The organism is Bacillus sp. 491mf, assembly GCF_900112415.1.
GTDB lineage: Bacteria > Bacillota > Bacilli > Bacillales > Bacillaceae_G > Bacillus_A.
The window spans coordinates 1-4,812 of the sequence record NZ_FOLV01000081.1 but is presented as its reverse complement, the minus strand read 5'-3'; the positions used below and the strand labels follow the sequence as shown (position 1 = coordinate 4,812).

Here is a 4,812-nt window from a genome sequence, read left to right as displayed (position 1 = left end):
GCTGCGGCTAATATTTTACGAAAAGTAGTCCCGAATGCATGGACAAACGGGATAGAGGGGTTAGGCGTGGAACAGCTCGCTAGTGTGTTAACTCCACTAACGTTAATCGTCCGTTAGGTCGAAACGTTAGAAACCTCCACTTCAAGCTTTGCTAAGTGGGGGAGTATTCATCGTATGTATCCTAGTCATTCTTTCTATAAAAATATTACTTTTCTACAAATACATCTGTGATCTTCCACAATGCTATTGTCTTACTATAAAAACTGTGATGTAATGCTATATAAAGTGAAACTTCCATCAGTAGGAAGCCTACTGCCCGCAAATAGCAGGATAAATCCACTTTAATTTTTCAGCTATACAGAATACAAAATGGCCTGTCTCTTTGTTTTTAAACCTCGCATGTGGCAGGAATAGGCCCTGACCGCTACTATGCATGGCCAGATGCTCTTGTCTCCTCGCCAAAAAGAAAAGGGGTTTTATATCTTTTTTTTACTTGTATATAAAAAAAGCAAAGGAAAACTAATTGATATGTCAGAAACAATTCATTCTTTTCTTATCGATCACCAAACGATGGCTATCCCACTTAGCATCTTATTCAATATTCTTATTAGCCTAGCAGCTTTTATTCCTAGTGTATTTTTGACGGCGATTAACATTTCACTATTTGGGGTAACGACAGGAACAGTCATCTCCATTGCCGGGGAAGCATTAGGGGCTATTATCTCTTTTTATTTATACCGGCTTGGTTTTCAAAAAGCTGCACACAAAAACATAGATAATCACCCAAAAGTAAGGAAGCTTCTTTACGTGCAAGGAAAAGAAGCATTCTTTCTCGTCTTATCGTTTCGCCTCATACCCTTTATTCCGTCTGGCATCGTAACACTATTTGCAGCCCTTGGAACGATGTCCATTCTAACTTTTAGCATCGCTAGTACTCTTGGAAAAATACCAGCGTTACTTATTGAAGTGTATTCTACCTATCAAGTTATAAACGGAACAAATGAAGCAAAATGGATTATTACAATTGCTGGCTTGGCAGGTTTATTTTATTTGTGGAAAACATGGAAGAAAAAATGAAAAAAGGAGCATTATGCTCCTTTTTCACGATATAAAGGGGAGTAAAACCTATTGCACACCAACAGCATCATATGACTGCTTCACAGCTGCCACTTCTGCTGAATTTGTACCGTATAAATCTGCCGCTGCTTGTACTAAACCAGCACGAGCTTGGCTAAATGTTGTTGATTGCGTGAAATATAGTGTATTTGCACGATAGTAGATTGCTCCTACTTTATCTTTGCCAATACCATTCACTGTTACACCGTAATGCGTACCGCCATTTACTAATAAGTAAGCAGCTTTATTGATAATACTGCTATTTGTATGAACTCCGCCATTATCACTCGTTCCTGTATAACGTTTAGAGTAATGATCTGGATCACTATATTTTGTTGGATCGCTCATCGAACGAAGAGCATCCCCAGCTGTACTAGGCGTATAAATGTCTTCTCCAATTTCCCAATCTGGATTACGGTTATCATAGTATTCTATTAATGTTCCAAAAATATCAGAGATTGCTTCATTTAATGCACCAGACTCATTTTGATAAATAAGATTAGAACTTCTTTCTGTCACAGCATGCGTTAATTCATGTCCGACAACATCTAATCCCCCAGACAATGGGATAAATGTATATCCATCTCCATCTCCATACACCATTTGTGATCCATTCCAGAAGGCATTATTATAGTTGCTTCCGTAATGAACCGTCGATTTTAACGCTCCACCAGCATTATCATAAGAATTGCGGTTAAACGTATTTTTATAATAATTGTACGTTACGCCCGCATAGTAATGTGCATCAACTGCCGCTGCATCACGACTAGCATTAAAAATATTATCTGCATCTAACCATAATGATCCTGGAAGAGTCGTACGATTTTTTCCATCATATGTGTAAATGGTTGCACCGTGTGTATTGTCTTGTAAATAATAGCTAGATCCAGATAATGTTGTATTAATAGACTTTGTATCTCCTAATACCCCTTTACCTGTCCCCACTTTATTTGTTCCTGTTACAGGTTTAACCGGTGCCTTACTTGCAGGAGTTGCATTATGGATTGTATTGTATTTATTCAGTACTTTACCATTATCAGCTTCAATGAAATAATAATAGTTTCCTGGCTCTGGATCTAAGAAATTTAAATTCACAACATATGCGTATGTTGTTTCCTCACCATTTTGATATACATATAAATCCGCTGATGGCTCTACTTCATATTTCGGCTTCAGCCCCAAATCTTTTTGTGCAGCTGCAATTGCTTGTTTTCCGTCAATTTTATTTTTATTTTTCAGCTTCTCTTTCTTATCTAGATCAGGCGCAACAGTTCCTGATACAACTTTTAATGCACCATCTTTCCCAATGTGAGCTAGTTGAGTAGACCCCCATACCGGTACACCTTCATACATTTGCTGTAATCGTAAAACTGTTGTTTCTCCTACAGGATCTTTTACCACTTGTTCCACTTTAAACGATTCCTCTGCGCTTTTTTCCCCTAGTTTATAATCTTTTTTCGTAGAATTTAAGTAGTCAAATACAACGGATTCCGCTTTTTTTCCAGACGCGCCTGTTAAATCACCCGACACAAACTCCGGAGACTGCAGGGTCTCATTGTATTTCTTTGTAGAGAGTACGTTCTTTGAATCTGCAAATGCAGAGCTTGTCCCTCCGAACGTTGTCACTGCCATTCCCGCTGCTAATACGAACGCTAAACTCTTTTTTTTCATATTCTTTTCCCCCTAACAAATTTTAAAAAAGAAAGTAGATTTATAGTAGCATTAAGTTTTCACTATTAAAATACTGAAAATTAAATTAATTTATTTCTCAAGTTTTTACTATATTTGGATAACAACTATTTAGAAGGCTCAGTTCATAAATAAAAAGGGGGCACTGTCACTCCGTACTATTTAAATCCTAACTTTAACTCGATTCTAATGTGATAAATTAACGATAATCTTAATATTTCAATATTTTATTTCTCAAGTTTTGATGAACAATTTAAAAACAAGAATAAAAAAGAAAAAACTGCCTCGAAAAGCCGTTTTATAACGGCTTTTCGAGGCAGTTCCATTTCTGATATTTACCTTATACATTTACTGTTTCAACTGTGTCAGTGCCTTGTCCAAAAACATCTGGTACATGAGAATATTGAGTGTCAGCTATCGCAACTACTGCCACCATTGTTAAAACTATACCCATTATTACTTTTTTCATCCTTATCCCTCCCGTATCGTTTCTAGCACTTCAATTGCTAACTTATAATAATGATTGCTTTCTTTGAATCGCAAAGAATTCTCAAAATACTCAGCGAGTTCTATATATACTTTCTTTAATTCTTTTTTATTTCCTGCATTTTTGAAAAAAGGTATCGCTTCTGTTTCTAAAAATACTTTATATACACTTGGTTCTGTAAAATACCTATAACGAAGCATAAGAAGTAAGTACAACTTCGTATTACATCTTTCATCTTTCTTAGCAGAAGTAATCCCCTTATCAATCCACTCTTTTGCTTCCTCTAATTGTTCAAGGTGAATGCATTGAAGGGCCATCTCATATAACGTATCGACGTAGTTCACATCTTCATCTCTTTGATATTTTAAACTTTCCACATAATATTTTTTAGCTTCTTCATACTTTTTCATTCTATAATGTATAGTGCCAATATTACTTAATACCATTGCCATCAATACATCTTTTTCAGAAAAAGAATCCGCTTCACGCAGTATGCTCTCATAAATTTTTAATGCTTCATCATACTGCCCTTTTTCAACATAGCTTAACGCAATAATAATTTGACAATTAATCACATTGCGAAATTTATATTCATTTCGAAATCCTTCCATGGCAATATTAGCGAAATGAAGTGCCATATGTGGAACCTCAAAATGAGTATATGCAAGTGCTAAATTATAATAAATTCCGGTTTCATAATAATCCTGTTCTTTTGCCATTAACTCTGTCTGAATTAAAAACTTTAGTCCATCTTGCCATTTATGCTGAAGGCAATAACATAAAGCCTGGCTATACTGATATAACAGTTGCTGAAATGGAGAATATTTTTTATAAACTTTTTTTAGTTTTTCCAACTCCTCTTTGAGGGCTGGTATATTTCTCTTCATAATTAAGTATCGCGTATATAACAATTTATAATAATTCACAATTTCAAAATCGGCGATTTGTTGCATTTCTGCTTCTAGTTCTACGTATAACTCTTCAACTTTATGTTTCTCTAAATGAACTAGTGCCTTTAACCACTCCTCTAACTTTTCTTTCACCTCAGCTTCAATGTCTCTTAAATCTGACACTGCAATTTCTAATCTCGTACATAATAACTGCAAGATTTCTTCTGAGGCTTCAATTTTTCCATTTTCAATTTTACTTAAATATGAGACGGAACAAATGCCTTGACAGAGCTCTTCTTGTGTCATTTTTTGTTGGAGTCGTTTGTAAAAAATTTGCTTACCCATTTTTTCAAGATTTTGTTGCATAGTCCCCTCCTCCATTCTAAGCTATACCCTAGTACTTTAATAATACATAAAATTCGCAAAAATATAAATTGATAAACAAAAATTTTCCAAAGGATTTTTTGCAACATTTATCCCGCATTAACGGGCAGTAATACTCCCGCCTCAAAATTCAGTAAAAGCAAAGAAGTTAGGCGGGAGATAAACTGCCCGTAAAAGCCCGATTGGTGAGGGCTGATAATCAGTGGGGGATGAAGAAAACCCCCACTGATTAAAGTTTCACTTTAT

Annotated in this window: 4 protein-coding genes; 1 reads left to right on the top strand and 3 read right to left on the bottom strand. The window is 35.5% G+C overall.

The window, feature by feature from the left end:
• Positions 1–528: 528 nt before the first annotated feature.
• The gene (locus BM211_RS25545) at positions 529–1,077 is read left to right on the top strand and encodes a TVP38/TMEM64 family protein (protein WP_035434533.1); all 549 of its coding nucleotides are present in this window, start codon (positions 529–531) and stop codon (positions 1,075–1,077) included.
• A 48-nt stretch (positions 1,078–1,125) separates the two neighbouring features.
• On the opposite strand, the gene BM211_RS25540 is transcribed toward BM211_RS25545, so the two are convergent.
• The 3 genes from BM211_RS25540 to BM211_RS25535 form a co-directional block, all read right to left on the bottom strand.
• Entirely contained in the window at positions 1,126–2,787 is a 1,662-nt protein-coding gene (locus BM211_RS25540) for a M4 family metallopeptidase (protein ID WP_035434514.1), read from the bottom strand.
• Between the two features lie 358 nt (positions 2,788–3,145).
• Positions 3,146–3,274 (bottom strand): NprX family peptide pheromone, encoded by a 129-nt coding sequence (locus tag BM211_RS26255; protein ID WP_141771705.1) that lies wholly within the window; start codon positions 3,272–3,274, stop codon positions 3,146–3,148.
• Positions 3,275–3,276: 2 nt separating this feature from the next.
• A complete protein-coding gene (locus BM211_RS25535) occupies positions 3,277–4,548 on the bottom strand; it encodes a helix-turn-helix transcriptional regulator (RefSeq protein ID WP_091000193.1) in 1,272 nt (423 codons plus the stop codon).
• Between the last annotated feature and the right edge of the window lie 264 nt (positions 4,549–4,812).